Genomic DNA, 14,330 nt, shown 5'->3' with positions numbered 1-14,330 from the left:
GTCAGTCACCCAGCGTTATCGTTAACGACCATCGCGGGCAAGCCCGCTCCCACAGGATTGGCCAGCAACCATTGCTGAAAGCTGCGCGCCGCCGAGGGCGGGTTGCGGTGCTGCGGCTGCATCAGTTGCAGGCGGCCACGGCTGTGCATGTGGTGGGGCAAGGCCAGTTGCAGGCGGCCAGCCGCCAGTTCACCCTGCAGCAAGCACTTCCAGCCCAGGGCCACACCGTGCCCCATCACCGCCGATTGCATCAGCAACTGATAGCTGTTGGTGCGCAAGGCATGACGGGGCGTGTGGTATTGCGCACCGATATCGGCGAACCAGTCGGCCCAGGTCAGCCAGTCGTGATAGTGGTCTTCGACGATCAACAAGGTGTGGCTGTGCAGCAGGTGTTGGGCATCGCGGATCGTGCCGTGACGCTCAATGTAGCCGGGGCTGCACACGGCAATGACCTGTTCGCTGGCAAATACCGGGGTCAGTTCCAGGCCGTGGGGCGGCGGCAGTTCGTCCAGGTGATAGAACAGGCCCAGGTCATATTCACTGACATCCAGGTGGCTTGGGCTTTCACTGCACAAGATGCGGATATCCAGGTCCGGATGCTCACGCTGGAAGGCCGGCAGCAGCGCAGCAAGCCAGATGGAACTGATGGTCGGCGTGCTGGCCAGGGTCAGTTGGCGATCGGCGCCACGCCGGCGCAGCTCCGCCGACTCGCGATCAAGCTCGCGCAGCAGCCGCTGGATGGTGCGAAAGTAACGCACGCCGGCCGGTGTCAGGCTCAGGCCCAAGGCCAGCCGATAAAACAGCGGCCGCGCCAGGTCTTCCTCCAGGCGCTTGATCTGTCGGCTCACCGCGCTTTGGGTCAGGTTCAGCTCATGGGCCGCCTGGGTGAAACTCAAATGACGGGCGGCCGCTTCAAACGTCTGCAAACAATTGAGCGGTGGAAGATCGACGTTTCGACGCGACATGCAGGGGCCCGTGCTTAATCAGACAAGCAGGCATCCTGCCATTTGCCCGCTCACAACGCGACCCGCGCGACACGTTTGTTCCAGGTTCGGTGATGGACCTGTACCCCGTTTTCCCGCGCGTGCTGTTGGGCCTCGACGTAGAACCACTGGGCGTCGGCATGCACCTGTAGGCGACTGTCGACTTCCACCGACCACGGCCCGCGCTCGACGCGGTAGTGCCACTGGATATCGGCCCGGGTCGACAACGGGTCCCAGGGCAAGGTGCGATAGAGCTCGGTGCAGCGCTGGTCCACCGCCAGGCCGTGCTCGGTGAAGCGCACAGCGCCCAGGTCGTCCTCGATTTTCACGCAGACTTCGCCACTGCCCACATCCTCGATCAACGTGCGCTTGGGTGCGGCCGCCCGCAGAATCTGCAGTGCCGCCGGGGCAGCCGCTTGCGGTGCGCCGAATGGGCATGGCACCGCCGCACCACTGAAGATCGGCAATTGCACACGTTGCAGGGCGGGTAGCACGGTCAGGGTGGTCAGCTCACGGCTGGGCCACAGCAACGGAAAACTCGCGGTGCTGAGGGCCAGGCGCAGACGATGGCCGGCCGGCACCCGCGTGCCGATGTGATCCAGGCTCAACTGCACGTCCATGGGTTCGCCTGGCACGGGGGGTGTCAGACGCGAGGCATCTTCACGCAGGGCAAGGTTAAGCACGCCGTAGGTGATCTGCGTGACCTGGCCGTCGGGCGCCACGGCATTCAGCCGGGCCACCAGTTGCCCGCAGGTGGTATCGCTGGCCAGGCGCAGTTGCAAACGCACATCGCCCAGCAGCGCCAGGGGCTCGGCCAGTGGCTGGGAGTCGAAACACAGCGATTGCGCATCGTCACGGCGCTGGTCGGTCGGGCCGTCGGGGCCGAACCAGATGGCGCAGTATTCGCCCTGGTGCAGGCCAGTGGTCAGTGGCGAACAGATGCTGCGTGCGCTGCCCAGTGGCTGCAGGCCGGGCGTGAGGCCACGGTCATCGAGGCTGTAGTCGGCCCATTGGACCTGGGAATCGGGCCAGCCCGACGTCTGCACCCAAATGCCCGGCCGCTCGGCATAACTGCCTTTGGGTGCCAGTACATCCTGTAGGTAAAAGGTGCAGGCTGCGTCGTCCATCACCCCGTTCTCGATACCTTTGAGCCAATGGTCCCACCAGCGCTTGGCCTCCTGCAGGAAACCAATGGCCGGGTTGGGCACGGCGAAATGCGGGTACTTGTGGATCCATGGGCCGATCATGGCTTTCTTCGGGCCTGGCAGATGCTGCATCAGGCGCGGCACCGCATTCTTGTAGGCGTCGCCCCAACCGCCCACGGCGTACACCGCCGCCTTGATCGCCGAGTAGTCCTCGCAGACCGAGCCGTGACGCCAGTAGGCATCGCGGGTCTGGTGCTGCAACCAGGTTTCGGCCAGCAACGGCATGGCGTCCAGGCGTTGATGCCACAGGGTTTTCCAGGCATCGCCGACCAGTTGCGGGTCCGGCACCGCAGCACTGAAGTTGAGCATGGTTGCGGCCCAGCCGAAGTTCTCCAGCAGCAGGTTGCCGCCCTTGTAATGGATGTCATCGGCAAAGCGGTCATCGGTGGAGCACAGGGTGATGATCGCCTTCAACGCCTCGGGCTGGCGCGCCGCGACTTGCAGGCTGTTGAAACCACCCCAGGAGATGCCCATCATCCCCAGGTTGCCGTCGCACCAGGGTTGCTGGCACAGCCACTCGATCACTTCGAGGGCGTCGTTTTGTTCCTGCAACAGGTATTCGTCGGCCATCAAGCCCTCGGATTCGCCGTTGCCGCGCATATCAACGCGCACGCAGACATAGCCCTGCCCCGCCATCCACGGATGGGTCAGCGCATCGCGCACCGCCGTGCCATCGCGCTTGCGATAGGGCAGGTATTCGAGGATCGCCGGGAAGGCCTGCACGCTGGCGGTTTCAGGCAGCCAGATGCGAGCCGCCAGTTGCGTGCCGTCGCTCATGGGGATCAGGCAATGTTCGATTTCACGGACTGTGTAGGCAAATTCGGTGACGATTTCCATCGGTAACTCCAGCAACAAACAGGCAAGTCAGCGGGCAAAATCCGCCACGGGGCTGGCATCACGCAGGCCAGGCTCAATCGTCGGTGCCACTGCCTTTACCTCCAGCAGCGCCGGGTTCTTCAACCAGTAGATCAACGACGTGCTGGCCAGCAGCACCAGGATCATTCCCGGCAAGCCGCCGAGGTTGGAGAGCATCTTCACCCCGTCGATACCGACAAAGGCCACCATGACCCAGGACACCGTGCCGATGATCACGCCCCAGACGATCTTCAGTAGCGGGTTGCCGTCCAGGTCCGAATCAGCGGTAACCCCCTTGCTGCACAGGTTGGCGATCACGTCGGTGCTGGAGTCGGCGGCAGTGACGAACGAGATGAACGCGACAAACAGCAGGAACGCAATCATCAAGCCGCTGGCCGGCAACTGCTGGAACATCTGGTACAACACATGCTCCACGCCTTGTTCGTTGAGCACGCGGTTCAAGCTGCCGTCGCCCAGCGCATCGAAGTACAGGCTGCTGCCAGAGAAGATGCAGATCCACAGCGCGGTGAACAACGCCGGGTAGAGCATGTTGATATGGATAAATTCGCGCACCGTGTAGCCCCGGCCGATCTTGCCGAGGAACAGCGCACTGACCGGGGCCCAGGCGAACCACACCGACCAGTAGAACACCGTCCAACTCTGCGGCCAGCTGTCGCCACTGGCAGCGCCGGTGAACAGGCTGCGGCTGAAAAAGGTGTCGAGGTAGACCCCCAGGGACTCGATGCCCAGGCTGAACATGTACAGGGTCGGCCCGCACAGCAATACAAACCCGCCCAGGGCCAGCATGATCCAGGTGTTGAACGACGACAGCATGACAATGCCGCGTTGCAGGCCGCTGGCAGCCGAGGCCACGAAAGTGATGACGATCACCGCGATGATCAGCGCCAGGCGCAACGGCGTGGTTTCGCCGCCGATGTATTGGCTCAGGCCGCCGGACAAGGTCAGCGCGCCGGTGCCCAGGGACGAGGCCATGCCCGCCACCAGGGCGAACATTGCCAGGGTGTCGATCAGCCCGGCATACCGCTTGACCCGCGCGGCGCCGAGCAAGGGTTGCAACATGGCGCCAATCGAGAAATGGCTGCGCAGGTTGTAGAACACCAGGGCAAAGACCAGGGAGGGCACCAGGTAAATCGCGTAAGGGGTGATCGTCCAGTGCAGGAACATCGTCGACAGGGCAAAACTCTTGGCCGCCGCGCTGCCCGCCTCGATCGGCAGGCTGCTGGGCGGTGAATACACATGGTAGAGCGGTTCGGCCGTGGTCCAGAACAACACGCCCACCGCCAGGGTGGTACACAGCGCGACCATGAACCAACGCCATTTGCTCAACAGGGGCGTGGCGCCCTCTCCGCCGATGCGCACCTTGCCCAGGGGCGAAAAATAGACGATCGCGGTCAGTACCACCATGGCAAAGGAACCGGCGCTGAACAGCCAGGAAAAGTTTTGCAGGATCACCGTATTGAGTTGCTTGCTCACGGCGAGGAATGCCTTGAGGTCGACGTAGCTGGCGATCACCGCCGCCAGCAGAATCAGAAAGGTTGGCCAGAAGACCAAAGGACGCAATGGGTATTTCATCTCGTGCGCTTCCCCAGACAGACTATTTTTATTGCCTTTGCAGGCCATTGTTAGAAAGCGGGCACCGTAAGCGCCCGCCTTGAAGTCTTCGCGTGGATATAGATAAGCGTGGGTACAGGCTGCAGCGCAATCGACCAATGGGTATGGGGGTATTCCGTCAGGTCATGACTGATCGCGGGGCCTTGAGCAAAAGCAGAGTGGCATCCGCCGGATTGAGATTGAAATGTGGGAGCAGCTTGCCGGTGCTAGAGGACAGGTAGGCTCGCTGTGCTTAAGATCAAAGCGAGGCAGCCTGATTGTCGAAGCGTACACACACCCCTTGTAGGAGCCGGCTTGCCGGCTCCTACAAGGTATGCGAGGTACTAAGTGGGTTGGCCTACACCCTGTAAAGAATTCATATAGATTACCTGCTCACCATAACGTTTACGTCGCCTCTATTGAGTAACTAAGCTCAAACGCTCTACCGTCACTTCCTACCCAAACACCCGTAGGAAGTCATCGTGGAAAGTTCAACTTTAGGCATGATCGTCCTGTCAATGATTGCGCTCTTCGGCACTGCCGCGTTTTGCTTCGAACACCTCGCTACCCGCAGCGAGAAGAAAAAGAAAGCCAAATAAGCGGGTCGTCAACACCAGCAGCACCCCAGTGTTTAAAGGGATACCCGGGCGGCGGGCTATCCCTTTTTTTCGTGCGCCCGACATAAGTTTTTCTCTATACCGTCTTAATACCGCTTCGTGTAATCAGTACCCGAACTTGATACCCCAGGGATTAACCTCCCCGCGTCCGCAGTTGCGGCTTATTCACTCAGGGGAGTTACACCGTGCTCACACTCACGTTCATTTATATCGCCAGCGGCTTATGCGCCGTGGGGCTGTTCGTTTACTTGGGCTACGCCCTTATTCGCGCAGAGAAATTCTAGGGAGCTGGCCATGTACGACCTGATGTTTATCAGCCTTTCCCTGGTGTTTTTTGTTGCGACTGCCATGGCCATTGTCGCCATGGGCAAGATTTGAACGGAGCCACGACATGTTAAGCACGCTGCTGGAATTTGCGCTGGTCCTGGGGGTAATGACGGGGCTCGCCGTACTGATGGGCAAATGGCTGACCCGGGTATTCACCGGGACCCACCATGCCTTGCCGGAACGCTATACCTATCGCCTGCTGGGCATCGACCCACAGGAAACCATGGGCTGGGCCCGCTTCGGTTCGGCGCTGTTGTTGTCGAACGCGGCGATGATGCTACTGGGCTATCTGGTCCTGCGCCTGCAGGCGGTCATGCCGATCAACCCGCTGGGGCTGGCCGCACAAACGCCGGACCTGGCGTTCAACACCGCCGCGTCCTTTATTACCAACACCAACTGGCAGGCGTACGCCGGCGAGACCAGCCTGTCGAACTTCAGCCAGATGGCGGTCATCACCTTTCTGATGTGCGTCGGCGCCACCTCCGGCGTGGTCGCGGCGGCCGGTTTCATTCGTGGTTTGAGCCGCTCAAGTTCGGGCGATATCGGCAACTTCTGGGTCGACTTCACCCGTACGCTGTACCGCGTGATGCTGCCGCTGTGCGTGGGCATGGCGCTGGTGTATGTCTGGCAGGGCATGCCACAGACTTTCGCCTCCCAGGCCCTGGTCACCACCCTTGAAGGGGCGCAGCAACAGTTGATTGTCGGCGCAGTGGCCAGCTTTGAATCGATCAAGCACATCGGCACCAACGGCGGTGGTTTCTTCAGCATGAACGCCGCGCACCCGTTCGAAAACCCGACGCCGCTGACCAACATCCTGCATATCCTGAGCATGTTGCTGATCCCTTCGGCGTTGACCTACACCTTCGGCAGCATGCTGCTGCAACGTCGTCAGGGCTGGGTGTTTTTCGGCACCTTCCTGGTGATGTTCATCGGCTTCCTAGCCCTGGTCTACGGCGCCGAGCAAAGCGGCAACCCGCTGCTGACCCAGGCCGGCGCCAACCAGACCCTGTCGCTGGAGCACAGCGGCGGCAACATGGAAGGCAAGGAACTGCGCTTCGGTATCGCCGACAGCAGCCTGTTCATTGCCACCACCACGGCGGCGACCACCGGTTCAGTCAACACCATGCACGACTCGCTGACCCCCATGGGTGGCTTCGTGCCCTTGGCGCAGATGATGCTCAACTGCGTGTTCGGCGGCGACGGCGTGGGCTTTATCAACCTGATCCAGTACGCCCTGCTGACGGTGTTCCTGGTGGGCATGATGATCGGCCGCAGCCCGGAGTTCCTCGGCAAGAAAATCGAGGCGCGGGAGATCAAGCTGGTGATGCTCTCGGTGCTCGCGCACCCCATCAGCATCCTCGGCTTCACCGCCCTCGCCGCCCTGTGGCCCGACACCATGGCCAGCCTCAACAACCTCGGCCCCCATGGTTTCAGCGAGGTGTTGTATGCCTACACCTCAGGCACCGCCAACAACGGCTCGGCCTTTGCCGGTTTGAACGCCAATACGCCGTTTTTCAACACCACCATTGGCCTGGCGATGTTGATCGGGCGCTTCTTCACCATGCTGCCGATGCTGGCCGTGGCCGGCTCCCTGGCGATGAAGAAAACCATGCCTGCCGGTGCCGGCACCATTCCCACCGCAACCCCGTTGTTCATGCTGCTGGTGGTGTTCGTGGTGCTGGTGGTTGGCGGCTTGACCTTTTTGCCAGCGCTCGCGCTCGGCCCGCTGGTGGAGCAACTGCAGTTGCTGTCCGGCCAGACGTACAACTGAGGACACGTAGATGACGACTCAATCGATATTCAAGGGGCTGTTGCGCCCGGTGCTGGTTTCGGCGGTGTTTTTCATGTTGTTGACGGGGTTCGCCTACCCGGCATTCACCACCGTGACCGCACAGTTGGTGTTCCCGTTCCAGGCCCGGGGCTCGCTGATTGAACGCGATGGCCTGGTCATGGGCTCGGCCCTGATCGGCCAGCACTTCACCCGGCCGGAATACTTCCACGGCCGCCCGAGCATGACTCTGGGCGCCGACCCGCAAGACCCGGGCAAAAGCGTGTCGCAGCCGTATAACGCCGGGGCAAGCGGCGCCAGCAACCTGGGGCCAACCAGTCAGAAGCTGGTGGACCAGGTGGCCGCACGCGTGCAGGTCTATCGCCTGGCCAACGGCCTGGCCGCCGACGCCCAGGTGCCGGTGGACGCGGTCACCGCCTCCGCCTCGGGCCTCGACCCGCATATCTCGGTGGCCAATGCACGGCTGCAATTGCCACGGGTGGCACGTCTGCGGCAGATCCCCGAAGCCGAGCTGCTGCAACTGGTCAGCCAGCACACCAGCGCACGCACCTTCGGCCTGCTCGGCGAACCACGGGTCAATGTGCTGCAACTCAACCTTGCGCTGGACGCCCGCCTGCCATCGCCTCCTATTGCGGCCAGTGAGTAAGAGATTGCCCTTATGAAGAATGCTCGTTTACCTCTGTTTGATCGCGCCATCGTGCTCACCGCGTGTGGGGATGCGCTGAAGAAACTGCTGCCACAGGCGCAATGGAAAAACCCGGTAATGTTTGTGGTCTACCTGGGCAGCATCCTCACCACCCTGCTGTGGTTCCAGTCCCTGGGTGGCCAGGGGGAAGCGCCCAGTGGCTTTATCCTCAGCATCACCTTGTGGCTGTGGTTCACCGTGCTGTTCGCCAACTTCGCCGAAGCCTTGGCCGAGGGCCGCAGCCGCGCCCAGGCCGCCAGCCTGCGCGGGATGAAACGCCAGACATTGGCCAAGCTGCTGCAACAACCCAAGCACGGCGCTGCGTGGCTGCCGACCGAAGCGTCGCTGCTGCGCAAGGATCAGGTGGTGCTGATCGAAGCCGGCGACCTGGTGCCGCTCGATGGCATCGTGATCGAGGGCGTGGCATCGGTGGATGAAAGCGCGATCACCGGCGAATCGGCGCCGGTTATTCGCGAGTCCGGTGGCGATTTTTCCTCGGTCACCGGCGGTACGCGCGTGCTGTCGGACTGGCTGGTGGTACGCATCAGCGTCAACCCCGGCGAGTCGTTTCTGGACCGCATGATCTCGATGGTCGAGTCGGCCAAGCGTCAGAAAACCCCGAACGAAGTAGCCCTGACCATCCTGCTGGTGGGCTTGACCCTGCTGTTTCTGCTGGTGATCGCCACGCTGAGCCCTTACTCGATCTTCGCCGTGGCCATGAGCGGCAGCGGCAGTGTGGTCAGCGCCACAGTTCTGGTGGCCCTGCTGGTATGCCTGATCCCCACCACCATCGGCGGCCTGCTCTCGGCCATCGGCGTGGCGGGCATGAGCCGGATGATGTCGGCCAATGTCATCGCCACCTCCGGGCGGGCGGTCGAGGCGGCGGGCGACGTGGACGTGTTGCTGCTGGACAAGACCGGCACCATCACCCTGGGCAATCGTCAGGCCAGCAGCTTTTTGCCGGCGCCGGGAATAAAGGAGGCCGACTTGGCGGATGCCGCACAACTGGCCTCCCTGGCTGATGAAACCCCGGAAGGCCGCAGCATTGTGGTCCTGGCCAAGCAGAAGTTCGACATTCGCGCGCGGGACATCAACCAGTTGGGCGCAAGCTTTGTGCACTTCACCGCGCAAACCCGTATGAGCGGCGTCGACCTGCCCGCAGGCCGGGCGATTCGCAAGGGTGCAGCGGACGCGATTCGCCACCATGTCGAGGCCTTGGGCGGTAGTTTTCCGACAGCCTTGCAGGCCAAGGTCGATGAAGTCTCACGGCGCGGCAGCACGCCGCTGGTGGTCAGCGACGGCGCCACGGCACTGGGCGTGGTGGAACTCAAGGACGTGGTCAAGGGTGGCATCAAGGAGCGCTTCGCCGAGCTGCGGCGCATGGGTATCAAGACCGTGATGATCACCGGCGACAACCGCCTGACCGCCGCCGCCATTGCGGTGGAGGCCGGCGTGGATGACTTCCTCGCCGAGGCCCGCCCGGAAGACAAACTGCAATTGATCCGCGACTACCAGGCCAAGGGCAAGCTCGTGGCCATGACCGGCGACGGTACCAACGACGCGCCAGCGCTGGCCCAGGCGGACGTGGCGGTGGCAATGAACAGCGGCACCCAGGCTGCCAAGGAGGCCGGCAATATGGTCGACCTCGACAGCAACCCGACCAAGCTGATCGAAGTGGTCGAGGTCGGCAAACAGATGCTGATGACCCGCGGCGCCCTCACCACCTTCAGCGTGGCGAATGACGTGGCGAAGTACTTTGCAATCATCCCGGCGGCGTTTGTCGCGACCTATCCACAGCTCGGCGCATTGAACGTGATGCAGTTGAGCAGCCCCAACTCGGCGATTCTCAGTGCGGTGATTTTTAACGCGCTGATCATTGTCGCGCTGATCCCCCTGGCCCTGCGCGGCGTGACTTACCGCGCGATCGGCGCGGCGGCGCTGCTCAACCGCAACCTGCTGATCTATGGCCTGGGCGGGGTGTTGGTGCCGTTTGCCGGGATCAAGCTGATCGACATGCTGCTGACGGGATTGGGCCTCGTGTAACGCCCCATCCACTGTAGGAACGAGCTTGCTCGCGAAGGGCGTTAACGATAACTCGGGAAACCTGACACCCAGCGGCGCCATCAGGTTTTTCGCGAGCAAGCTCGCTCCTACAGACAACTAGAGGAATGACATGCCTGCCTTAAACAACGAACGCCCCGACCCCGACACCCTGCTGGCCCGGGTCCAACAGGAAGAACAGGCCGCCTTGCGCGGCAAGCTGCGTATCTACTTTGGCTCCAACGCCGGTGTAGGCAAGACCTGCGCGATGCTTGCGGCGGCGCGTCGTGAAGCCGGCCTGGGCCGCGATGTGCTGGCCGGCGTGGTGGAAACCCACGGCCGCGAAGAAACCGCCGAGCTGCTCCACGGCCTCGAACAACTGCCCCGCGCCCAGCACCTGCACCGCGAATTCGCCCTGACCGAATTTGACCTCGACGCCGCCCTGCTACGCCACCCAGCCATCGTGCTGGTGGACGAACTGGCCCACAGCAACGTGCCCGGTTCGCGCCACCCCAAACGCTGGCAAGATGTGGAAGAACTGCTCAGCGCCGGTATCGACGTGTGGACCACCCTCAACGTCCAGCACCTGGAAAGCCTGAATGACCTGGTCAGCGGGATCATCGGCATACGCGTTCGGGAAACGGTGCCGGACCATGTGTTCGACAACGCCCACGAAGTGGTGGTGATCGATCTGCCGCCAGACGATCTACTGCAACGCTTAAAGGACGGCAAGGTGTACCTGGGCCCGGCGGCGGCGCGCGCGTCACGGCATTTTTTCCGCAAGGGCAACCTGTTGGCACTGCGCGAGCTGGCCCTGCGGCGCACGGCCGATCGGGTTGACACGCAGATGCGCGTGTATCGCCGCGAACAGTCGATCAAGACCCTGTGGCCGGCCCGCGAACGGCTGTTGGTCGGCATCGCCGGTGATGCCGGCGATGAACGCCTGGTGCGTGAGGCGGCGCGCCTGGCGCAAAAACTGGAAGCCGACTGGATTGTCGTCCATGTCGCCTCGGCCCAGGGGCGCGGCGCCAAGCGCTACCTGAGCGCGATGAAAGCCCTGGCCCTGGCCGAAGAGTTCGGCGCCGATACCGCCACACTGCCGGGCATGGACGTCGCCGAAGCCCTGGTGGCCTGTGCCCGCGAGCACAATGCCAATCGCCTGGTGCTCGGCCATCATCCGCGCCGCCGGTGGCGGTTTTGGCATCAGTCGGTCAGCGATCGGATCAGCCGCCACCACCCGCAAATCGATCAGATCGTGATTGCCCACGGCCTGTTGCCGGGCAAGCCCGTCGCGCTCGAAAAAACCGCAACGCTGCCTGGCACTCGCCTGGCCTACCTCTGGGCCAGCCTGGCCTGTTTCGCCGCCAGCGCCGTCGCCGCGCTGCTGCTGCAGGTGTTCGATCTGGCCAACGTGGTCATGTTGTTTTTGCTCACGGTGGTGCTGGTAGCGCTGCGCTTTGGACGCGGCCCCGGCGTGTGGGCGGCGATGCTTGCAGTACTGTGTTTCGACTTCTTTTTTGTACAGCCGCGCTATTCATTCACCGTCAACGACACCCAGTATTTCTTCACCTTTGCGCTGATGCTCGGCATCGCCCTGATCACCGGCCAACTCACCGCGCGCCTGCGGCACGAAGCGCGCACCGCCGCCGCACGCGAGCGCCGCGCAACTTCCCTGGCGCGCCTGGCCCGCGACCTGTCGGCGGCGCTGACCGTAGAACAAATCAGCGAAGTCGCACTGCGCACCTTCAGCGGCGTCTTCGAAGCACGGGTGGGCCTGGCCCTGCCGGACGCCGCCGATGGTGTACACAGCGTGAGCGCCGGTGGGCTGCCGATCGACGACAGCATCGCGCAATGGACCTACGACCACGGCCACCCCGCCGGCCACGGCACCGACACCTTGTCGGCGGCCAAGGGCTGCTACTTGCCGCTCAAGGCGCCAATGCGCGTGCGCGGCGTGCTGGTGCTGGAGTTGGCCCAACGCGATCGCTTGCACGACCCGCAGGAACGCCGCCTGCTGGAAGCCTGCATGAGCCAGCTGGCGATTGCCCTGGAGCGCGTGCATTTCGTCGAAGTGGCGCAAAGCACCCTGGTGCAGATGGAAGGCGAGAAAATGCGCAACACCCTGCTCGCGGCGATTTCCCATGACCTGCGCACCCCGCTGACCACCCTGATTGGCGCCGCCGAGACCGCCCTGCCCCACGCCCCGCCGGGGCCATTGAACGAGCTACTGCACGGCATCCATGAACAAGCCACTTCCATGCAGCGGCTGATCGAAAACCTGCTGGACATGGCGCGTATGCAAGAGCGCGGCGTGCGCCTGAACCGCCAATGGCACTCGCTGGAAGAAATCGTCGGCAGCGCCCTGCGCCAATTGCGCGAACCGTTGGCGCGGCACCGCGTACACACCACGCTCGACGCGCATCTGCCACTGGTGGAAGTCGACGCGCTGCTAATCGAGCGGGTACTGGTCAACCTGCTGGACAACGCCGCCAAGTACACCCCGCCAGGCACCACCCTCAGCGTGGCCGCCAGCCAGGCCGGTGAGCACATTGTGCTGGAGGTCAGCGATACCGGCCCCGGTCGCGCGCCGGCCAATCTGTTTGAGCCCTTCACGCGCGGCCAGCAGGAATCATCGGTGGCCGGCATCGGTCTGGGCCTGGCATTGGTCAAGCGCATCGTCGAGGCCCACGGCGGGCATATCGAAGCAAACCCCGGCCGCCAGGGCGGCATGCATTTCACCATCACGCTACCCGCAGGCACCCCGCCTGCCATGGAACCCTAATGAGCACTGCACGCATTCTGATCGTTGAAGATGAGGCCAATATCCGCCGTTTTGTGCGCATTGCCCTGCAAGATGAAGGCTTTCAGGTGTTCGAGGCCGACAGCGTCAAGCGTGCGCTGATCCATGCCGCCAGCCGTCAGCCGGACTTGGTGATTGTCGACCTTGGCTTGCCGGACAGTGATGGCAAGCAACTGATCAGCGAACTGCGTGGCTGGCTGGCGGTGCCGATCCTGGTGTTGTCGGCGCGTGACCGTGAAGAAGAGAAAGTCGCCGCCCTCGACGCGGGTGCCGATGACTACCTGACCAAGCCGTTCGGCGTGCCCGAGTTACTCGCACGCATTCGCGCCCAACTGCGCCGGCATGGGCATACCGGCACCGTGGTGGCCACCAGCAAGGTGGCATTTGGCGAGATTGCAGTCGACCTGGCGACCCATCAAGTGTGGCGCTCAGACCAGCCGGTACACTTGACGCCCATTGAGTACCGCTTGCTCTGCGCAATGATTCGCGGCCAGAACCGCGTACTGACGCACCGGCAGTTGCTACTGGAAGTGTGGGGACTGGATTACGTCGACCGTGCACATTATCTACGGGTGCATATGGCGCATTTGCGGCAAAAACTGGAGGTGGACCCAGCGCAGCCACAGTATTTCATTACCGAACTGCAGGTGGGCTACCGACTGGTGGGCTTGTAGAGCAGCAAATCCCAGGTACAAAAAAGCCCGCTCAGTGAGCGGGCTTTGCGTGGTGACCTGGCGTTCAGCGTTCCAGGTTACCGAATATGGCGCAGCGGACGGGACTCGAACCCGCGACCCCCGGCGTGACAGGCCGGTATTCTAACCGACTGAACTACCGCTGCGCGTAACACATCAAGCGAATGGTGGGTGATGACGGGATCGAACCGCCGACCCTCTGCTTGTAAGGCAGATGCTCTCCCAGCTGAGCTAATCACCCTTCACTTTCGGTGTGGGACGCATCATATACGAAAATTTCGCAATGTGTTGATTTAAATGCAATTTATTTAAAATATCTTTTCCACAACAGCGGACGCCCTTAAAAACCGGCGCTTATCGGCTTCTATAGCTGCGCCACCTACGGTGAACCGCGCAACTTCAGGGTCACCACACCCTGGAACTTCTAAACCTCCAATAAAAAATGCCCCCGGTCATCGGAAATGACCGGGGGCATTTTGTAGGAGCGAGCTTGCTCGCGAAAATCGTCAACGATGACGCGAGCATCCTGAAAAAACACAGCGCCCTCAGGTTCTTCGCGAGCAAGCTCGCTCCTACAAAAAAAAGCAGGAAGGTAAACCCCAGAATCGAGTAGGAGGCGGATTCACATCCGCCGTCCTCTCACACCACCGTACGTACGGTTCCGTATACGGCGGTTCAGGTTATACGGTTAAGTCGGTTTATCGTATCCAGTATCGAGACCAGCCC

Annotated in this window: 10 protein-coding genes and 2 tRNA genes; 6 read left to right on the top strand and 6 right to left on the bottom strand. The window is 62.4% G+C overall.

What is annotated here, in order from left to right; all coding sequences use genetic code 11:
* Nucleotides 1-5 precede the first annotated feature (5 nt).
* The 4 genes from BLL38_RS24285 to BLL38_RS31170 all read right to left on the bottom strand — a co-directional run bounded on the left by BLL38_RS24285 (nucleotide 6) and on the right by BLL38_RS31170 (nucleotide 5,337).
* Entirely contained in the window at nucleotides 6-965 is a 960-nt protein-coding gene (locus BLL38_RS24285) for a LysR substrate-binding domain-containing protein (protein WP_076964613.1), read from the bottom strand.
* Nucleotides 966-1,015: 50 nt separating this feature from the next.
* Entirely contained in the window at nucleotides 1,016-3,025 is a 2,010-nt protein-coding gene (locus tag BLL38_RS24280) for a CocE/NonD family hydrolase (RefSeq protein WP_076964612.1), read from the bottom strand.
* Nucleotides 3,026-3,052: 27 nt separating this feature from the next.
* Nucleotides 3,053-4,636, bottom strand: a complete 1,584-nt coding sequence (locus BLL38_RS24275) for a BCCT family transporter (RefSeq protein WP_076964611.1) — start codon at nucleotides 4,634-4,636, stop codon at nucleotides 3,053-3,055.
* A 533-nt stretch (nucleotides 4,637-5,169) separates the two neighbouring features.
* A complete protein-coding gene (locus BLL38_RS31170; RefSeq protein ID WP_154220652.1) occupies nucleotides 5,170-5,337 on the bottom strand; it encodes a hypothetical protein in 168 nt (55 codons plus the stop codon).
* Between the two features lie 119 nt (nucleotides 5,338-5,456).
* Here BLL38_RS31170 and kdpF point away from each other — a divergent pair, with 119 nt between their 5' ends.
* From kdpF to BLL38_RS24245, 6 genes are all read left to right on the top strand, one after another.
* Nucleotides 5,457-5,555 (top strand): K(+)-transporting ATPase subunit F, encoded by a 99-nt coding sequence (kdpF, locus tag BLL38_RS31690; RefSeq protein WP_076964610.1) that lies wholly within the window; start codon nucleotides 5,457-5,459, stop codon nucleotides 5,553-5,555.
* Nucleotides 5,556-5,662: 107 nt separating this feature from the next.
* Entirely contained in the window at nucleotides 5,663-7,369 is a 1,707-nt protein-coding gene (gene kdpA, locus BLL38_RS24265; RefSeq protein ID WP_076964609.1) for a potassium-transporting ATPase subunit KdpA, read from the top strand.
* A 10-nt stretch (nucleotides 7,370-7,379) separates the two neighbouring features.
* Nucleotides 7,380-8,033, top strand: coding sequence for a K(+)-transporting ATPase subunit C (gene kdpC / locus BLL38_RS24260; protein ID WP_076964608.1), 654 nt, complete (start codon nucleotides 7,380-7,382; stop codon nucleotides 8,031-8,033).
* A 12-nt stretch (nucleotides 8,034-8,045) separates the two neighbouring features.
* Nucleotides 8,046-10,115, top strand: coding sequence for a potassium-transporting ATPase subunit KdpB (gene kdpB / locus BLL38_RS24255; RefSeq protein ID WP_076964607.1), 2,070 nt, complete (start codon nucleotides 8,046-8,048; stop codon nucleotides 10,113-10,115).
* A gap of 130 nt (nucleotides 10,116-10,245) precedes the next feature.
* Nucleotides 10,246-12,894, top strand: coding sequence for a sensor histidine kinase (locus tag BLL38_RS24250; protein WP_076964606.1), 2,649 nt, complete (start codon nucleotides 10,246-10,248; stop codon nucleotides 12,892-12,894).
* Nucleotides 12,894-13,586 (top strand): response regulator, encoded by a 693-nt coding sequence (locus BLL38_RS24245; protein ID WP_076964605.1) that lies wholly within the window; start codon nucleotides 12,894-12,896, stop codon nucleotides 13,584-13,586. Before BLL38_RS24250 ends, BLL38_RS24245 begins: the two co-directional genes overlap by 1 nt.
* 87 nt (nucleotides 13,587-13,673) lie before the next feature.
* Here BLL38_RS24245 and BLL38_RS24240 read toward each other — a convergent pair.
* A tRNA-Asp gene (locus tag BLL38_RS24240) sits at nucleotides 13,674-13,750 on the bottom strand.
* A gap of 19 nt (nucleotides 13,751-13,769) precedes the next feature.
* A tRNA-Val gene (locus BLL38_RS24235) sits at nucleotides 13,770-13,845 on the bottom strand.
* Nucleotides 13,846-14,330: the final 485 nt, after the last annotated feature.

It is taken from the genome of Pseudomonas gessardii, from assembly GCF_001983165.1.
Taxonomy (GTDB): domain Bacteria; phylum Pseudomonadota; class Gammaproteobacteria; order Pseudomonadales; family Pseudomonadaceae; genus Aquipseudomonas; species Aquipseudomonas gessardii.
This window is presented reverse-complemented; position numbering and strand designations above follow the sequence as displayed.

Coding starts and splice junctions, on each gene's coding strand:
- BLL38_RS24285 (WP_076964613.1), bottom strand. CDS start 965: ATGTCGCGTCGAAACGTCGATCTTCCACCGCTCAATTGTTTGCAGACG.
- BLL38_RS24280 (WP_076964612.1), bottom strand. CDS start 3,025: ATGGAAATCGTCACCGAATTTGCCTACACAGTCCGTGAAATCGAACAT.
- BLL38_RS24275 (WP_076964611.1), bottom strand. CDS start 4,636: ATGAAATACCCATTGCGTCCTTTGGTCTTCTGGCCAACCTTTCTGATT.
- BLL38_RS31170 (WP_154220652.1), bottom strand. CDS start 5,337: ATGTCGGGCGCACGAAAAAAAGGGATAGCCCGCCGCCCGGGTATCCCT.
- kdpA (WP_076964609.1), top strand. CDS start 5,663: ATGTTAAGCACGCTGCTGGAATTTGCGCTGGTCCTGGGGGTAATGACG.
- kdpC (WP_076964608.1), top strand. CDS start 7,380: ATGACGACTCAATCGATATTCAAGGGGCTGTTGCGCCCGGTGCTGGTT.
- kdpB (WP_076964607.1), top strand. CDS start 8,046: ATGAAGAATGCTCGTTTACCTCTGTTTGATCGCGCCATCGTGCTCACC.
- BLL38_RS24250 (WP_076964606.1), top strand. CDS start 10,246: ATGCCTGCCTTAAACAACGAACGCCCCGACCCCGACACCCTGCTGGCC.
- BLL38_RS24245 (WP_076964605.1), top strand. CDS start 12,894: ATGAGCACTGCACGCATTCTGATCGTTGAAGATGAGGCCAATATCCGC.